We start from the raw sequence: 16203 nt of genomic DNA, 5'->3' as shown, positions 1-16203 counted from the left end.
CTCGACTACTCGTGGTCGCGGCGGGCCACGAACACCCGTTGGTCCAGCGCGGCCACCGGGTGCTCGCCCGCGGGCAGCACCAGTTCGGGCCGCAAGCCCGCGGCGGCCAGTTCGCGCCGCCACTCGTCCTCGGTGAGGAAGATGCGGTCGGTGCCCGCGCGCACATCGGTCAGACCGGCGTGCGGCTGGTCCCGGCCCGGCGACATCAGCAGGTGGACCGAGGTCAACTGCTCGTTGTGCGCGTGACAGGTCTCCACGATCACCACCGCGCCACCCGGGTTCAACAGGTCGCGCAGGCGCCGCAGCGTCACCCCGATGTCGAAGGCGTTGTGCAGGACGTTCGCCGCGATCACGAGATCGCGGGCGGGCTGGTCGCCGAGGTCGGCGTTCATGTCCAGCAGGCCGTAGCGCATCCACGGGTAGTCGGCGAAGCGTTCGCGGGCCGCCGTCAGGAAGAAGTCCGACACGTCGGTGAAGTGGTAGTCCACCGGCAGGTCGACCAGGGCCGCGGTGACGTCGTCGGTGGTGCCGCCGATCCCCGCGCCCAACTCCAGTACCCGTACCGGCGCGCGGTCGGCGCGCAGTTCGGCCACCACGTCCGCCACCGCGCGCCCCGCCGCCAGATTCAGGTAGCGGCTGGACAGGTTGTCGCGGTAGGCGCCCTCCGCGGTGGCCATGTCGCCGTTGGGGAACAGCAACTCCTGCAACCGCATCTCGTCGCGGACCAGGTCGACCAGGTGTTCGTCGGAGGCGCGGAAGAATTCGGCCACCGCCGCGGGATAGCCGAGATCGGCGCAGACCTCGAACAGGTCGGCGCGGACGGGCGCGGGCACCGGCCCGGCGTAACGGAAGCCGCGCCCGAGGTCGCCCTCGACCGCGCCCTCCAGCGCGAGTGCCCGCAACCACTGGCGCAGCAGCCAGCGGTGTCGCGGCGCGAAGGCCATCCGCTCGGCGATGTCGTCCACGGCGCGGATCTCGGTGTCCGACAGCGCCGGTCGCACCGCGGCGAGCATGGCGCGCGCGCCGAACAGGTCGGCGTCGCGCCGCGCCGAGCGGAACCGGCCCTCGTCGAAATCGGCCGGAACGGCGTGCTGCGCGGCCTGTTTCGCGCGAGCCAGGCGGTCGGCGACGGTGGCTCCCGTGGGCAGCGCGGGCAGCGCCGGAGCCGTGCGGGTCAAGGGTGCGACGCCGGTTTTCACCGGAGCCTGCGCCGAATCGCCGGACCCGATTACCACGCTCGCGATGTCGGACCGTCTCGACTCCCCGACGCCGCTCACCGGGAACGGCGGCGGCTCGGTCGCCGCCGACCCTCCGCCGTTGATCAACCGGATGACGTCGTCCAGACAAGCACCGCCGATGAGATCGGCCACCGGAACGTCGGTGTCGAAGGCGCCGCGCACCTTCTTGCGCAGGTTCAACGCCTGCAAGGAGTCCAGGCCGATGGCGACCAGCGGCTTGGTGCTGTCGATGGTGTCGACGTCGTCCGCGCCGATGATCTCGGCGAGCAGTCGACGCACCCGGCCCGGCACGTCACCGGCCGGGACCGCGCGTGCGGCGACCCGCGCGGGTCCCGAGGCGGAAGGCCGGTCGACGTCCGGCGGGTTGGTCAGTTCCGAGAGCACCGGCCCGTAGCCGAACGCGCCGAGGACGGTGCGGCCCCGCTCCCAGTCGAACGCCGCGACCACGGCGTTGTCGCGCAGGCCGCCCAGTCCGCGCGCGATCGCGTCGGCCGAGGCCATCGGCAGGTAGCCGACCTGCGCCAACTGCGCGATGTCCGCGCCGCCGCCGTCGCCCTCGAAGACCGCCCACTGCCCCCACTGCACCGACACGCACCGCAGCCCTTCGGCCCTGCGACGCCGGGCGAGGGCGTCGACCATGCGGTTGGCGGCGGCGTAGACGATGGTGCCGCGCCCGCCGAGGGTGGCGGCCAGCGACGAGCACAGCACGATCTCGCAGTCGGCCGAGCGCGGGATCAGGTCCAGGACGGCGTCGACGCCGACGACCTTGCCCGACAGCGCCCGACGCACCTGGGCGTGGGTGATCTCGGTGATCTCGAGCGCGCCGATGGCGGCGTTGTCGGCCGCGGCGTGCACGATCAGGTCGGCGGGAGCCCCGCACAGGTGTTCGGCCACCCGCGCCACGGCGTCCCGGTCGCCGATATCGCAGGCCAGAACGTCGATCTCGGCGTCACCGAGGGCGCGCGCGGCCCGCAGCCGCGCGGCGACCCGCTCGGTCTCCCCGGATCGGCTGAGCAACGTGACGCGCCGGGCGCCGCCGCGCACCGCGTGGTCGCAGAACTCGAGTCCGAGACTGCCGGTGCCGCCGGTGATCAGGACGTGTGCGGGCGCGGACGCCCCCGCCGACAGGTCCGGTCCCGCTTCCACGAGCCGCTTGACGTACAGATTCCCCGCGCGCAGCGCGAGTTCGGTCTCCTCGGCGGTGTGCAGCGCGGTGACGATGGACGCCACCGCGGCAGGGTCCGCGCCGTCGGGCGCCAGATCCAGGTGCCGGAAGGCGACGCCGGGGAATTCGGCGCCCACGACCCGGAATCCGGCGGCGGCCGCCGCGGGCACGGGATGCAGCGCGGCGTCCTCGGGGAGCACCGCTTCACCGCCGACGGTGAGCAGCCAGTACTCGGTGACGCCGCTCTCGGGCTTGGACAGCCAGCGACGGCCCGCCAGGAATTCGGCGACCTGCTCGGCCGCCGCGTCGCCGTCGAGCGCGGGCAGGGCGGGCAGCAGCACCACGACGGTGTCCACCGCGCCGTCGACGCCGCCGGATTCGAGGTCCAGCGCCCGGACCTCCAGTCCTTGCCGGACGCCGTGCTCGACCAGCGCGGCGGCCAAGTCGGCGGCTTCGCCGGTGTGGTCGACCACGCCCAGACTCTTCGGCGCGGTCATCGAGCGGCGCGTCAGCCGCGACCACCGCTCCACCAGCACTTGCACAACCGGTCCCGTGGCGGCGGGCTGTGCGGCGGCGCCGGCCGCCACGTCGACTGAGGACCCCACCGTCGCGGCGGTCCCGAGCGTGCCTGCTTCGCCCCTGGTCTCGTTCCAGGGGATGTAGAGCGGGATCTCGTTCATCCGCGAATGCGGGAAGTCCGCCAGCGGCAGCGGCGGGGGCGCGTCGGAGGCGACCCGCAGGCCGTCCCAGCGGTAGTCGAGGTGGCCGACCGCCAGCGTCGCCAGATTCGCCGTGAACTCGGCGAGGTCGACGGCGGTGCGCGCGGAGGTGTCGTGCACCGACAGCGCCCGCTCGCCGCGCAGCGCGGCCAGATTCTCCTCGACCGCCAGGCGCAGAGTCGGGTGTTCGGCGAGTTCGACGAAAGTGTCGGCCTCGCGCGCCACCGCGACCTCGATCGCGCGATCGAAGCGCACCGGGTTGCGCAGGTTCCAGAACCAGTAGTCCTCGACGGGCAGATCGGGGGTGATCAGGTCGCCGAGTGTCGCACCGACGCAGGCGATCTCGGATGCGGCGAAGCGCGCGTCGGCCGACCGGTCGCGCACCGCCTCGCGCAGCACGTCCCGGAATTCGGCGAGCGCGGCGGTGTGGGCCGGGTAGCGCACCTTGATGACGCGGGCGAAGCGTCCGCGCGCGGCGAATTCCGCGACCACCTCCGCGACGGTGTCGCGGTCGCCGGAGATGCCGACCATCGTCGGGGAATTCACCACCGACACCTGGGCCCACCCGGAGCGACGGGCCAGCACGTCCTCGCATTCCTCGCGATCGGCGGCCAGCACGGCCATCGCGTAGCGATCGGAGGCGAAGCCGTCCACGGCGCGCGCCCGCGAGCCCACCACGAGCGCGGCGTCCACATCGGAGATCACCCCGGCCAGATAGGCGGCGGCGATCTCGCCCTGGCTGTGCCCGACGGTCAGCGCGGGCGGGACGCCGTAGTGCTTCCACATCGCGCCCAGGCCGGCCATCTGCGTGAACAGCGCGGGTTGCACGGTGGTGGCGTCGTTCTCGGCGGCCGTCTCGGGGTCGAGCAGATAGGGCAGCGGGGACGCGCCGAACAGATCGCGGAAGATCGCGTCGAAGCGGTCCGCCTCGGCCCGGTAGGCCGGTACCCGCTCGTAGAACAGCGCGCCCATCCCGGGACGCTGACCGCCCTGTCCGGGTAGTACGTAGGCGACCTTGCGCGCCGCCGCGGGCTCCGTTGAGGTGAAGACGCCCGGATGGTCGCGGCCGGCGCGCACCGCGGCCAGCGCGGCGTCCAGACCCGCGCGGTCGGTGACCGCGAGCAGCGCGCGGTGCCTGCGCGCGGCGCGCGTGCGGAACAGCATGTCCGCCACCCGCTCCGGCCCGATCGCGGGCCGTTCGGCGAGGTAGGCGGTCAGTGCGGCGACTTCGGCGTGCAGCGCCGCGGGGGTGTCGGCCGAGAGCAGGACCGGAATCGACCCGTCGGGCAGTCGATAACTAGACATCGTGTTCCTCACGGACGGGCATCTCGATGATCGCGTGCGCGTTGGAGCCGGTGGCGCCGAAGGAGGACACCGCGCCGCGGCGCACGCCGTTCTTCGCCTCCCACGGTCGCAATTTCGTGGCCAGCCGCAGACTCGACCGTTCCCAGTCCACGCGGGTGGTGGGGTTGTCGGCGAACAGCGTCGCCGGTATCCGACCGTGGCGGCCCGCGAGCAGCAGTTTGATCAGGCCGAGCATGCCCGCGGCGGCCTGGGCGTGACCGGCGTTGGATTTCACCGAACCCAGCAGCGGCGCCGACCCTTCGGCCGAGCCGTAGGTGTTCTGCAAGGCGATCAACTCGACCGGGTCGCCCGCGCGGGTCGCGGTGCCGTGTCCTTCGATCATGCCGACGTCGGCCGCGTCGATGCCCGCCTGCGCGAGGGTCTTGCGGATCAGGCGTTCCTGGGCGTCGGTGCGCGGGGCCAGGATCGGCCTGCCCTTGCCGTTGTGGTTGTGGTTGGAGGCCAGGATGCGTCCGTAGACCCGGTGGCCGAGCCTGCGGGCGCGCGATTCGCGCTCCACCACGACCACGCCCGCGCCCTCACCCCACAGGGTTCCGGAAGCCTCGTCGGAGTAGGACCGGCAGTGGCCGTCGGTGGACAGCGCGTTCTGCTTGGCGAACTCGTAGAACGCCACGGGCGCGCCCATCACGCAGACCGCGCCCGCCAGCGCCCATTCGCAGTCGCCGTCGCGCACCGCGGCCGCGGCCAGGTGCAGCGCCGACAGCGAGGACGCGCACGCCGAGTCCAGCGTCATCGACGGGCCTTGCAGACCGAGCAGATGCGACACCCGCCCACCCGCGCTGAGCAGGCCGTAACCGATGACGCGAACACCGTTGTAGTCGTTGACCTGCGCGCCGGAGGGGCCGTACTCCATCGGGGAGCAGCCGAGGAAACAGCCCGCGTCCTCGTCGACCAGCGCGGCCGGATTCATGCCCGCGTCCTCGAGCGCGCGCCAGGCCACCCGCATGGCGACCCGCTGCTGCGGATCGGTGGCGATGGCCTCGCGCTGGCCGATGCCGAAGAAGGCGGGATCGAAATGGGCCGCGCGCTCCAGGAATCCGCCCGCGTCGCGCACCGCGGGCCAGCCGTCGCGCTCGGCGAAGCCGAGCATCTCCTCGATCGGCCAGCCGCGGTCGCGCGGGAACGGCCCGACCAGTTCGACCGCTGATTCCAGAGCCGCCCAGTAGGCGGCGGTGGTGTCGATGCCGCCGGGGGCCTCCACGGCCATCCCGGAGATGACGATGTGGTCGACGTCGGGCGTCGACGCTGTTGTCGAAGATGTCACCGCAGGTCCTCGCCCGCTCATGCCGTCGGCCCGGAATACGCCTGCTCGGCGACGATGTCCGCGAGTTCGCCGATGTTGTCGTTCAAGTAGAAGTGCCCGCCCTCGAACAGGGTGATCTCCACGTCGTCGCCGTGGTGCCGCCAGCCGTGCAGGTCGCCCAGGGAGACGATGGGGTCGCGGTCGCCGCCGATGGCGTGGATGCGGGTGTTCACCCGCACCGACTGCGGGCAGGTGTAGGCCTCGGACGCCTTGTGGTCGGCTTTGATAGCGGGCAGCGACAGGCGCATGATCTCCCGGCTGGCGAGCACGTCGGAATCGATGCCCTCGAGCATGATCAGGTGGTCGAGCAGGTCGTCGTCGTCCTCGGGGGTCTTCTCGCGGAATTCCGCGCGCGAGGGGGCGACGGCGGCCGAGATGGTGAGCTGGCGGACGTCGAGGCCCATGGCCAGCGCCAGTCGCGTGAACTCGAAGGCGACCAGCCCGCCCATGCTGTGCCCGAACACGACGATCGGCACGTCACGGTTGTACGGGGAGAGCCGGAATTCGGCGAACGCGCCTGCCGCGAGATCGGGCAGGGTGCTCAGCGGCGCTTCGGCGGCGCGGTCCTGGCGGCCCGGGTACTGGAAGATGATGACGTCGTAGTGCTCGCTGAACGCCTTGGACAGGTTCCGGAACGCCGAGGCGCTCGCGCCCGCGTGCGGAAAGATCAACAGCGGCAGCCGATCCGGCGAATCCGGCTTGTGGAACTTCCTGATCCATCCCGGTTTGTGCTGCATGGTGCTACTCACTTCCGTGACTCCCCCCGAGAACGGTCGCCAGGACCGCGACGCCGCGCTCCCAGAGTTCGATGAGACGGTCGATGTCGGCGGCGTCGAACAGGGCCGCGCTCCAGCGCCAGGTGGCCACCAGTTCGGGCCCGGCGACGCCGGGGTGGACGGCCGCGATCAGCCCGATCGAATACCGCAGCGGCAGATCGGGTTCCGGCGCGATCGGCAGCGCGGCGGCCAAGGCGGGATCGGTGATCATCGACCAGGCCCGCGCACCGCCGCCGCCGAGGTCGGCGCGGCCGAGGTAGTTGAATTCGACCTGCGGGGCGCGATCGGGCACGGCCGACGCGGCGTCGAGCAGTCCGAAATCCAGGCCCCGCGCCGGGACGGCGGCCAAGTGCTCGCGCACCGAATCCAGCAGGGCGCGCGCGGCTTCCGGTTCCGCTTCGGCCCGTGCCACGTCGACGGCGAGCGGCCCCGCGCCGAGGCGCGCCGGATAGGTGGCCGAGAACCACCCGACGGTGCCCGAGGTGTCCGCGCCGACCACCGCGTCGGCGCGGCCGTGGCTCTCCAGGCCGATCAGCGCGCCGTCGCGGTGGTCTTGGCCGCGTTCCACCCGCCAGGAGGCCAGGGTCAACGTCAGCGCGGCCAAGAGGAATTCGCGCGGACCGTCGACGCCGCCCGCGCGGAGCAGTCGCTCGGTGTGCTCGGCGGGGACCGACGCGGAAGTGAGGCGCAGGGTGGCCCAGGTGTCGGCGTCGGTCGGGAGCCGACTGCCCACCGCCGGGTCGGGCGCGCTCACCTGGGCGGTCCAGTAGTCGCGCTGGTCGAGCACCTCGGCGCTCGACGCGCGCTCGGACACGAGCCGACTCCACTGCCGGTAGGAGGTGGTCTCGGTGACCGCCTTGGGGACCGCACCCGCCGCCACCTGATCCCAGGCGGCGGCCAGGTCGGCCAGCAGGATGCCCCACGAGACCACGTCGACCGCGAGGTGGTGCACGACCAGGGCCAGCAGGTCGCCGCCCGGCGCGCCGCGCAGCCACACCGCGCGGACCAGGTCACCGCCGCGCGGATCGAGCCCGTCGACGGCGGAGGCCACCCGCGCGGCCAGCAGATCCACGAATTCACCTGCGGCAGGGTCGTATTCGGCGACCGTCAGGACCTGGGCCGCGGTGACCGCGCCCGGTTCGCGAGTGTGCAGGCGCGGACCGTCCGCGGTGTCGGCCAGCCGACCGCGCAGGGTCGGGTGACCGTCGAGCACCGCTTGCAGCACCGCCACCAGATCCGGTTCGGTGAGCGCCTCGGGCAGGCCGACCAGCACCTGCTGGGCCAGCCTGCGGTAGTGCGGCCTGCCCAGCATCCACCGCACGATCGGCAGCGGCGGGACCGGACCGTACGCCTCGGTGTCACCGGGCGCGGCCGGAATCCGATCGGCGGCGTCGATCGCGGCGGCCAGGTCGCGGATGGTGGGCGCGGTGACGACCATCCGCACCTCGAGCGCGAGCCCGTGCCTGCGCGCCTTGTTGACCAGCGAGATCGCCACGATGCTGTCCATGCCGAGCGCGAAGAAGTCCTCCGCCATCCCGGGCGCCCGGCCGTCGAAAACCTCGGTGAGCACGGTGCGCAAGGTCTTCTCGGTCTCGGTGCGCGGACCGTCGGCGGCCGCGGAGCCCTCGCCTGCCTGCGCGCGGTCGGCCGCGGCGGCCAGCGCGCGCACGTCGGTCTTGCCGTTGGCGTTGACCGGCAGTTCGGGCAGCGCCACCAGGCGCGCGGGAATCATGTAGGAGGGCAGTCGCTGTCTCAATCGGGTGCGCGCGGCCACCGGGTCGGCGATATGACCGAATTCGGCCACCACGAATCCGACCAGGGTCACCGCGTCACCGCGCCGCACCACGATCGCGGCGGCGGCCGTGACGCCGGGCAGGCCGCGCAGAGCCGTCTCGACCTCGCCGATCTCGATGCGGTAGCCGCGGATCTTGACCTGGTCGTCGGCGCGGCCCAGATAGCCCAGGGTTCCGGTCGGCAGGCGACGCACCAGGTCGCCGGTGCGGTACATCCGCCCGCCCGCGCCGAACGGATCGGCCACGAACCGCCCCGCCGTCCCCGCCGGACGGCCGAGGTAGCCGCGGGCCACCTGCGGACCCGCCAGATACAGTTCGCCGACCACGCCGACCGGGACCGGACGAAGCCGCGAATCCAGCACGTGGGCCGAGGTTCCCGCGGTCGGCGCGCCGATGGTGGGCTCGTGCAGGTCGGCCCGCGCGGTGACGTCCGCGACGACGGCTTCGACGGTGGTCTCGGTCGGCCCGTAGCAGTTGTGCACGGCCACGCCGCGCAGCCCGCGCAACCGCGCCCACAGCGCGGTGTCGATGGCCTCGCCACCGAGGGCGAGCACCGCGGGCGGCTCCTCGAGCAGTCCGGCGGCCGCCAACTGGCGGAACATCGACGGCGTGGTGTCGATCATGTCGACGCCGTGCGCGCGCAGGCCCTCGACCAGCACTCGCGCGTCCCGCATGGCGACCTCGTCGAACAGGTGCAGGCCGTGGCCGTCGAGCAGCCCGATCATGGGCTGCCAGGAGGCGTCGAAACTCAGCGACCAGGCGTGCGCGATGCGCAGCGGCCGACCCAGGCGGGCCGCGGCGGGCCGGTACACCCGCGCGCGGTGGTCGGCGAAATAGGACACCACGGCGGCGTGCGAATTCACCACCCCCTTGGGCTCGCCGGTCGACCCCGAAGTGAAGATGACGTAGGCGGCGTGCGCGGGATCGCGGGCGACGGCGGGCAATTCGGCCCTCGCCCGCGCGATCAGATCGAACTCGGTCAGGTCCAGCAACGGGATGTCACCGAGATCCGCCCCGCCCCCGGCGACCACGGCCAGCGCCGGATTCGCTTGGCGCACAATCGAGGCCACGCGTTCGGCGGGCAGATCGGGATCGAGCGGGACGTAGGCCGCACCCGCCGCGAGCACGCCGAACACGGCGATGATCGCCCGTTCGTCGCGCGGGACGCGCACCGCGACGACGTCCTCCGGGCCCAGCCCGCGCGCGACCAGCTCGTGGGCCAGCCCCTTGGCTCGCTCGGCCAGCTCGCGGTAGGTCAGCGTGACCGTCCCGGTGGTGAGCGCGACGGCAGCGGGGGTGGCCGCGGCGGCGCGCTCGAACAGCTCGAACAGGGTGGCCCCGGCCTCGCCATCGGCCGGTTCCGGGGTCGACAGGCCGCGCGCCGCCTCGGGCAGCACGTCGAGGTCGTCGGTGCGCCGGTCGGCGCTGTCGGGAAGCCGCTCCAACACGGTCAGCATGGCCGCGCCGATGTCGTCGGACAGGTACGGTATCGCCTCGGCGACGGCCTCCACCACCACCGTCAGCTCGTCCTCGTGGGCGTAGGCGACCACGGTCAGCGGGTAGTGGGTGAGGTTCTTGGCCATCAGCGGCCGGAAGGTGATCTCCCCCACCGTATTCGCGCCGATCACGTCCATCGGCGCGTTCTGGAACACGAACATGGTGTCGAACAGCGAACTGTGGCCGGCCGCGCGCTGCACCGCCGACAGACTCAGGTACCCGACGTCACGCATGGCCGCCGATTCCTTCTGCAACCGACGGCATTCGGCGACGACGGACGCCTCCGGGTCGAGGCGGAACGGCACCGGAATGGTGTTGAGGAACAGGCCGATCATGCGGTCCACGCCCGTGATCGACTCCGGGCGACCCGTCACGATGGTGCCGTAGACGACGTCGAGGCGGTCGGTGAGCCGCGACAGCAGAAGCGTCCACGCGAACTGCACGGCCGAGTTCACCGTCAGACCGTGTCCGCGCGCCCAGTCCCGCAGGCGGGCGGTGGCCGCGCGGTCCAGGACGAACCGCGCGACCTCGGCGGCCGCCGCGTCCTCCCGGCCCGCGATGCCCATCCCGGAACCGCCGTCGGCCACCATGAGCGGGCCGCTCAGCGCGGCCAACCGCGCGGACCACCAGTCCTGCGCGGCCGACATGTCCTTCGCGCCGAGCCAGCCGATGTAGTCGCGGTAGGGCCGCGCGGGCGGCAGGGCGTCGGCCGCGCCGCCCGCCGCGTACAGCGCGCGCAACTCGGTGAACAGCACCCCGAGCGACCAACCGTCGAGCAGGATGTGGTGGATGGTCAGGATCAGCCTGCGGCGTTCGGTCCCGTCGGCGGCAGGCGGGAGCGTGACCAGCGTGGCCCGCAGTGACGGTCCGACGCCGAGATCGAAGGGCCGCGCCAGTTCCTCGGCCTCCACCCGGTCCAGGTCGGCGTCGTCGGCCGTGCGCTCCGACCACGGCAGATCCACCTGCCGCGGCACGATCTGCACCGGCTTGGGGACGTCGCGATCCCAGAAGACGGCGCGCAGATTCGGGTGGCGGCGCAACAGCGCCTCCAGACACCGCCGCAGCAGGTCGGTGTCCAGCGGGCCGTCCACGTCGATGAGGAACGGGATCGTGTAGACGTCCTGCCCCGCGCCGCTGAGGCGGGACAGCGAGAACAGTCCCTCCTGCAACGGGCTCAGCGCGAGGACGTCCTCGATCTCACTCACCCGCGTCCCCCGACCGCGCGGCGAAGGAGTTCCGCAGGGCCGCGAGCGCGTCGGCGTCCAGGCCCGAGGCCGACATCGGCGCGTGTTCACCCTCGTCGGCGGCGGCCTCGGCGACCTCCGGCGGATTCGCCACGGCCTCGTCCACCGCCGCCGCCAATTCGGCGATCGTGAAGTGCTCGAACACCATCTGCGGGGTCAGCGGCAGACCCGATTCGGCGGCGCGGCCCGCCCACTTGATCGCGATGACGCTGTCGCCGCCCAGCCCGAAGAACCCGTCCTCGCGGCCCACCTCGGTGATCTCGAGCAGATCCTCGAGGATCGCGACCAGCGCGCGTTCGGTGTCGGTGGCCGGTGCGACGAAACCGGGTTCCGCCATCGTCGCGGCGCGCGCGCTGTGGTGGGCGACCGAGCGACCGGTGTCCCAGCCCGCGGGCAGCAGGTCCAGGTCGGCCAGCGGCGTCTCGGGCTGTTCGGCGAAAGCCCGCAGGACCCCGATCAGCACGTCGGCGAAGACCTGACCGGTCTCGGCCAGGTACAGGTCCGGGTTGACCACGACGCGCGCGACCAGGTCACCGGTGGTGTCCACCGAGTAGTCCAGGTGGAAGTCCATGAACGAGACGTCGTAGTACCCGGCGATGCCCGCCATCGTGGTCGCCCCGTCGGCGGTGAACGGCACCGGCACGGGGCGGTGCCGGAAGTGCATCATCACCTGGAACAGCGGGTTGCGCGACAGCGAGCGCGGCGGATTCAGCGATTCCACCAACCGCTCGAAGGGCACGCCCTGGTGGGTGATCGCGTCCAGGCCCGCGTGCCGGACCCGGTCGAGCAGAGTGCGCGGGGTCGGGCGGCCGGACACATCGTGGCGCATCACCATGACGTTGGCGAACAGGCCGACGAGTTCGTCGGTGGTCTGACCGATCCGGTTGGCGACCGCCGCGCCCACCGCGACGTCCTCGAAGCCGCCCAGGATGTTCACCACGGCGGCGCTGACCGCCTGGCACAGCATGAATTCGGTGGCGCCGGCCGACTCGGCCCGGGACCGCAGGGTGTTCCAGACCCGCGCGGGCAGCACCCGGTTGGCGGCGATGCCGTCGCGGCCGAGCACCGGCGGACGCGGGTGGTCGTGGGCCACCGCGATCTCGTCGGGCAGGCCGTCCAACCGCTCGCGCCAGTAGTCGAGCTGCGCCTGACCGTACGGGCTGACCTCGCGATTCGCGCCCCGGTCGTAGATCTCGCGCTGCCACATCGCGAAATCGGCGAACTGGAGCGGCAAGTCGTCCCAGCCCGGCCCCTGTCCGGCCAGCCGCGCCCGATAGGCGACGGTCAGATCGTCGAGGAAGATCTGGCACGACCGCATGTCGGCGATGATGTGGTGCATCAGGATCGACAGCACATGGACCTGCGGCCCGAGCCGCAGCACCCGGAACCGGACCACCGATTCGGCGGCGAGGTCGAAGACGATGTCCCAGTCCGCGGCCAGTTCCCGCCGCAATTCCGCGTCGACGTCGTCGGCCTCGCTCAGGTCGACCAGCGGCACCGTCACCGGCGCGGGCGGGGCGATCAACTGGTACGGGGTGCCCTCGTGCTCGGGGAAACTCGTGCGCAGCGATTCGTGCCGGGCCACCGTGTCGTCGATGGCGGCGCGCAGCGCGTCCAGATCCAGCGGGCCGTCGAAACGCATGGGGTAGCTGACGTTCTCGCCGTCGATCGCGCCTTCCAACCGCCGCTGCAACCAGTAGACGCGCTGGGAGTAGGACAACGGGACGTGGCGCGGACGGTCCCGGCGCACCAACGGCGGTTTGGCCGCGCGGTCGACCACCACCGGCGTCGGCTCGGCGAAATCGTCGTCCAGGCCGTCGATCTCGTCCAGGTCGATCTCGAATTCGGCCTGGAAGGCCGCGACAAGATGCGCGGCCAGCGCGCTGACGGTCGGCTTGTCGAAGGGCACCCGCATATCGATCTCGATGCCGAATTCGGCGCGGATCATGGTGATCAGCCGGGCCGCGAGCAGCGAATGGCCGCCGAGTTCGAAGAAGGAGTCGTCCGCGCCGACGCGCTCGCGCTGGAACAGCGTCGCGAACAGTTCCGCGATGCGGTGTTCGGTCGGGGTCGACGGCTCGCGGTAGGCGCGCACCTCGGCGAAGGCCGGTGCGGGCAGCGCGCGGCGGTCCAGTTTGCCGTGCGCGGTGAGCGGCACCGAGTCGATGACCGCGAAAGCCGCCGGGACCATGTACTCCGGCAGCGCGGCCGCCACGTGCGCGCGCAACGCGTCGGGGTCGACCTCCGCGCCCGCGGCGGGCACGACATAGGCCGCCAGCACCGGGCCGAGCATCTGGTGCTCGGCCACGATCACCACGCAGTGCGCGACCGACGGATGATCGGTGACGGTCGCCTCGACCTCGCCGAGTTCGATCCGGTGTCCGCGCACCTTGACCTGTTCGTCGGCGCGGCCGATGAATTCGATCTCCCCGGCGTCGTTGCGCCGGGCCAGGTCACCGGTGCGATACAGCCGTCCGCCGTCGGTGAACGGGTCGGCCACGAACCGTTCCGCGGTCAGGCCGGGCCTGCGCAGGTAGCCGCGCGCCAATTGCCGTCCGCCCAGGTAGATCTCGCCGACGACACCGGAGGGCACCAACTGCAACGCCTCGTCGAGCAGATAGGCCGTGACGTTGCGGTTGGGCAGGCCGATCGGCACGATGCCGGTGCCCTGCGGGCCCCTGACCTCCATGTGCGTCGAGCACACCACGGCCTCGGTGGGGCCGTAGTGATTGCGCAGGTCGGCCTCGAACTGCGCGGCGAAACGGTCGGCGACCTCGCCGGGCAGCGCCTCGCCGCCGACCGGGACGCGACGCAGTGTGCGCCAGTCGTTGACCTCGGGCAGCACCAGCAGGGTGGCCAGCATCGAGGGCACCATGTGCAGCACCGTGACGCCGTGGCGAGTCACCAGATCCGCCAGGTACGGGATGTCGCGGTAGGCGTTGGCCTTCGGGACCACCACGCGCGCGCCCGCGCTCAGGGTGACGAAGATGTCGAGCAGCGAGGCGTCGAAACTCACCGAAGTCGATTGCAGGACACGGTCGTCCGGGGTGAGATCCCATTCGGCGACGAATCCCGACAGGTGTTCGGCGATGGCCTCGTGCGGCACCGGGACACCCTTGGGCTTACCGGTGGAACCGGAGGTGTAGATGACGTAGGCGAGGTTGCCGGGATGCAGGGCCACCGTGCGGTCGGCGTCGACGGGCGCGCGGTCGGGCGCGTCCGCGGCCGCCGCTTCGGCCGCCCGCAGCGATTCCGCGTCCAGGGTCAGGGTGGGCCGCGCGTCGGCCAGCAGGTATTCGGTCCGCTCGGCCGGATAGGCGGGATCGATCGGGAGGTAGGCCGCGCCCGCCTTCTGTGCGGCCAGCACCGAGACGACGAATTCCACCGAGGTCGCCATGCGCAGCGCGACCAGATCCTCCGGACCGACGCCCAGGCCGATCAGGTGGTGGGCCAAGCGGTTCGCGCGCGCGTCGAGTCCGGCGAAGGTCAGCTCGACCTCGTCGGAGACCAGCGCGATCGCCTCGGGCGTGGCGGCCACCCGGCGCTCGAACATCGCGACCATGGTGGTCGGTTCTTCCGGGACCTCGGCGCCGTGCGAGATCGCCAGCAGCTCACGCCGGTCGACCTCGCCGAGCATGTCCAGCTCGCGCAGGGCCCGCGCCGGATCGCGCAGCGCGCTGTCGAGCACCTGGGTGAAATGGTCGAGCAGCCTGCTCACCAGGCCGCGGTCGAGTTCGTCCACCTGGTAGGTGGCCTCGACCCGCGCGCCCGCCTCGTCGGTGACCACCATCAGGCCCAGCGGCTCCCGCGCGACGACACTGCCCAGCGACAGTTCGGTCGCGGTGACGCCGGGAAGATCGAAGCCGTTGGCCGCGCCGCGCACGCTGAAACTGAGCTGGACCAGCTGTTCCATCGCGTCGCTTCCCGCCGGCCGATCCGGGCTGACCGCCGCGATCACCCGGTCCACGCCGATGTGCTGATGGGTGAACGCCCCGACCAGCGCGTCACGGGTGGCCTCGACCAGATCGGCGAAGCTCTGCGCGGCCGCGGGCGTGGCGCGGATCAGCAGCGAATTGCCGAAGTAACCGATCAGCGCCTCGGCGTCGGCGTCGCGCCGGTTGGTGACCGGCATCGCGACGAGGAAGTCGGTCGCCGCGGTGTAGCGATGCACCAGCGCCTGGAAGCCGGCCAGCAGCACCATGTACGGGGTGGCCGAATGGGCCCGGCCGACCGCGGCCACCGACTCCATCAGCTCGGCGGGCAGCGCGCGCACCACCCGGTCGGCGTTCTTGCCGCCCGCACCCGCGCGCAGGCTCGGCAGTTCCAGCCGTTCGGGCAGGGGGGTCAGCGTCGAACGCCAGTACTCCAGGCTCGCGGCATCCTCCTGGTGCGCGGCCCCGAGCACTTCCACGTCGACGTACTGGGCGCGGACCTCGGGCAGCGCCTCGCCCCGGTAGGCGGCGTTGAGCTCGGTGAAGAACACCGGCCACGAGTCGTCGTCCCAGCCGATGTGGTGCAGGACCAGCACCAGTACATGGGCGTCCGCGCCCACCTTGATCAGACTCGGGCGCAGCGGCAGATCCGCCGACAGGTCGAAGGGGCGGGCGAATTCGCGTCGGGCCAGCACCTCGACGCGCCGCTGCCGCACCGCCTCGGCGAGGTCGGTGAGATCGTGTTCCCGCCAGTCGAGTTCGGCGTCCGCGCGCGAGACCTGCTGCGGCTCACCGTCCTCGCCGACGCGGTAGGTGGTGCGCAGCACTTCGTGGCGGGCCACGACCGCGGCGAACGCGGCGCGCAGGCGGGCCGGGTCGTCGAGTCCGTCGAGGCGGTAGGCCACGCAGACGTTGAGCGTGGTGTCGGCGGGATCGAGGCGCTGCACGAACCACATGCGCTGCTGGGCCGCCGACAGCGCGCTCGGCGTGCCCGCGGGCCGAGCCGGGATCTCGCGCTCGCGCGGGGCGGCCGCTACACCTTCCTCCCGCAGACGTCTCCGGAGTAGCTCTCTGCGGCGCTCGAGAATGTCGTCTGCCATGTCCGTCCTTCGCGTCTGTCGGGTCTGTGTCCGGACACACCGGACGGCGGTCGTCGTCGGGCACCGCCCGC

At 72.2% G+C, this 16203-nt stretch carries 5 protein-coding genes; all 5 read right to left on the bottom strand.

From position 1 onward, the window contains the following. Positions 1-5 precede the first annotated feature (5 nt). The 5 genes from nbtC to ON30_RS04405 are packed head-to-tail and all read right to left on the bottom strand — an operon-like array spanning position 6 to position 16132. Positions 6-4427 carry a nocobactin polyketide synthase NbtC gene (gene nbtC / locus ON30_RS04425; protein ID WP_051028928.1) on the bottom strand — a complete coding sequence of 1474 codons (4422 nt, stop codon included), beginning with the start codon at positions 4425-4427 and terminating at the stop codon, positions 6-8. Then, complete coding sequence (locus tag ON30_RS04420) at positions 4420-5772, bottom strand: beta-ketoacyl [acyl carrier protein] synthase domain-containing protein (protein WP_051028927.1); 1353 nt, start codon at positions 5770-5772, stop codon at positions 4420-4422. Before ON30_RS04420 ends, nbtC begins: the two co-directional genes overlap by 8 nt. Beyond that, the gene (locus tag ON30_RS04415) at positions 5769-6527 is read right to left on the bottom strand and encodes a thioesterase II family protein (RefSeq protein ID WP_040704387.1); all 759 of its coding nucleotides are present in this window, start codon (positions 6525-6527) and stop codon (positions 5769-5771) included. Before ON30_RS04415 ends, ON30_RS04420 begins: the two co-directional genes overlap by 4 nt. A gap of 4 nt (positions 6528-6531) precedes the next feature. Then, positions 6532-11061 carry a non-ribosomal peptide synthetase gene (locus ON30_RS04410; protein WP_040704386.1) on the bottom strand — a complete coding sequence of 1510 codons (4530 nt, stop codon included), beginning with the start codon at positions 11059-11061 and terminating at the stop codon, positions 6532-6534. Further along, positions 11054-16132, bottom strand: coding sequence for a non-ribosomal peptide synthetase (locus tag ON30_RS04405; protein ID WP_040704385.1), 5079 nt, complete (start codon positions 16130-16132; stop codon positions 11054-11056). The genes ON30_RS04410 and ON30_RS04405 overlap by 8 nt, the downstream gene beginning before the upstream one ends. Positions 16133-16203: the final 71 nt, after the last annotated feature.

The sequence above is a fragment of the Nocardia takedensis NBRC 100417 genome, from assembly GCF_000308695.1.
Classification (GTDB): Bacteria; Actinomycetota; Actinomycetes; order Mycobacteriales; family Mycobacteriaceae; genus Nocardia; species Nocardia takedensis.
Note: the sequence above shows the minus strand (reverse complement) of the source record. Positions and strands in the feature narration are given on the sequence as shown.

Excerpts from the sequence above, each read along its gene's own strand:
- nbtC (WP_051028928.1), bottom strand. The coding sequence starts at position 4,427 with ATGTCTAGTTATCGACTGCCCGACGGGTCGATTCCGGTCCTGCTCTCG.
- ON30_RS04420 (WP_051028927.1), bottom strand. The coding sequence starts at position 5,772 with ATGAGCGGGCGAGGACCTGCGGTGACATCTTCGACAACAGCGTCGACG.
- ON30_RS04415 (WP_040704387.1), bottom strand. The coding sequence starts at position 6,527 with ATGCAGCACAAACCGGGATGGATCAGGAAGTTCCACAAGCCGGATTCG.
- ON30_RS04405 (WP_040704385.1), bottom strand. The coding sequence starts at position 16,132 with ATGGCAGACGACATTCTCGAGCGCCGCAGAGAGCTACTCCGGAGACGT.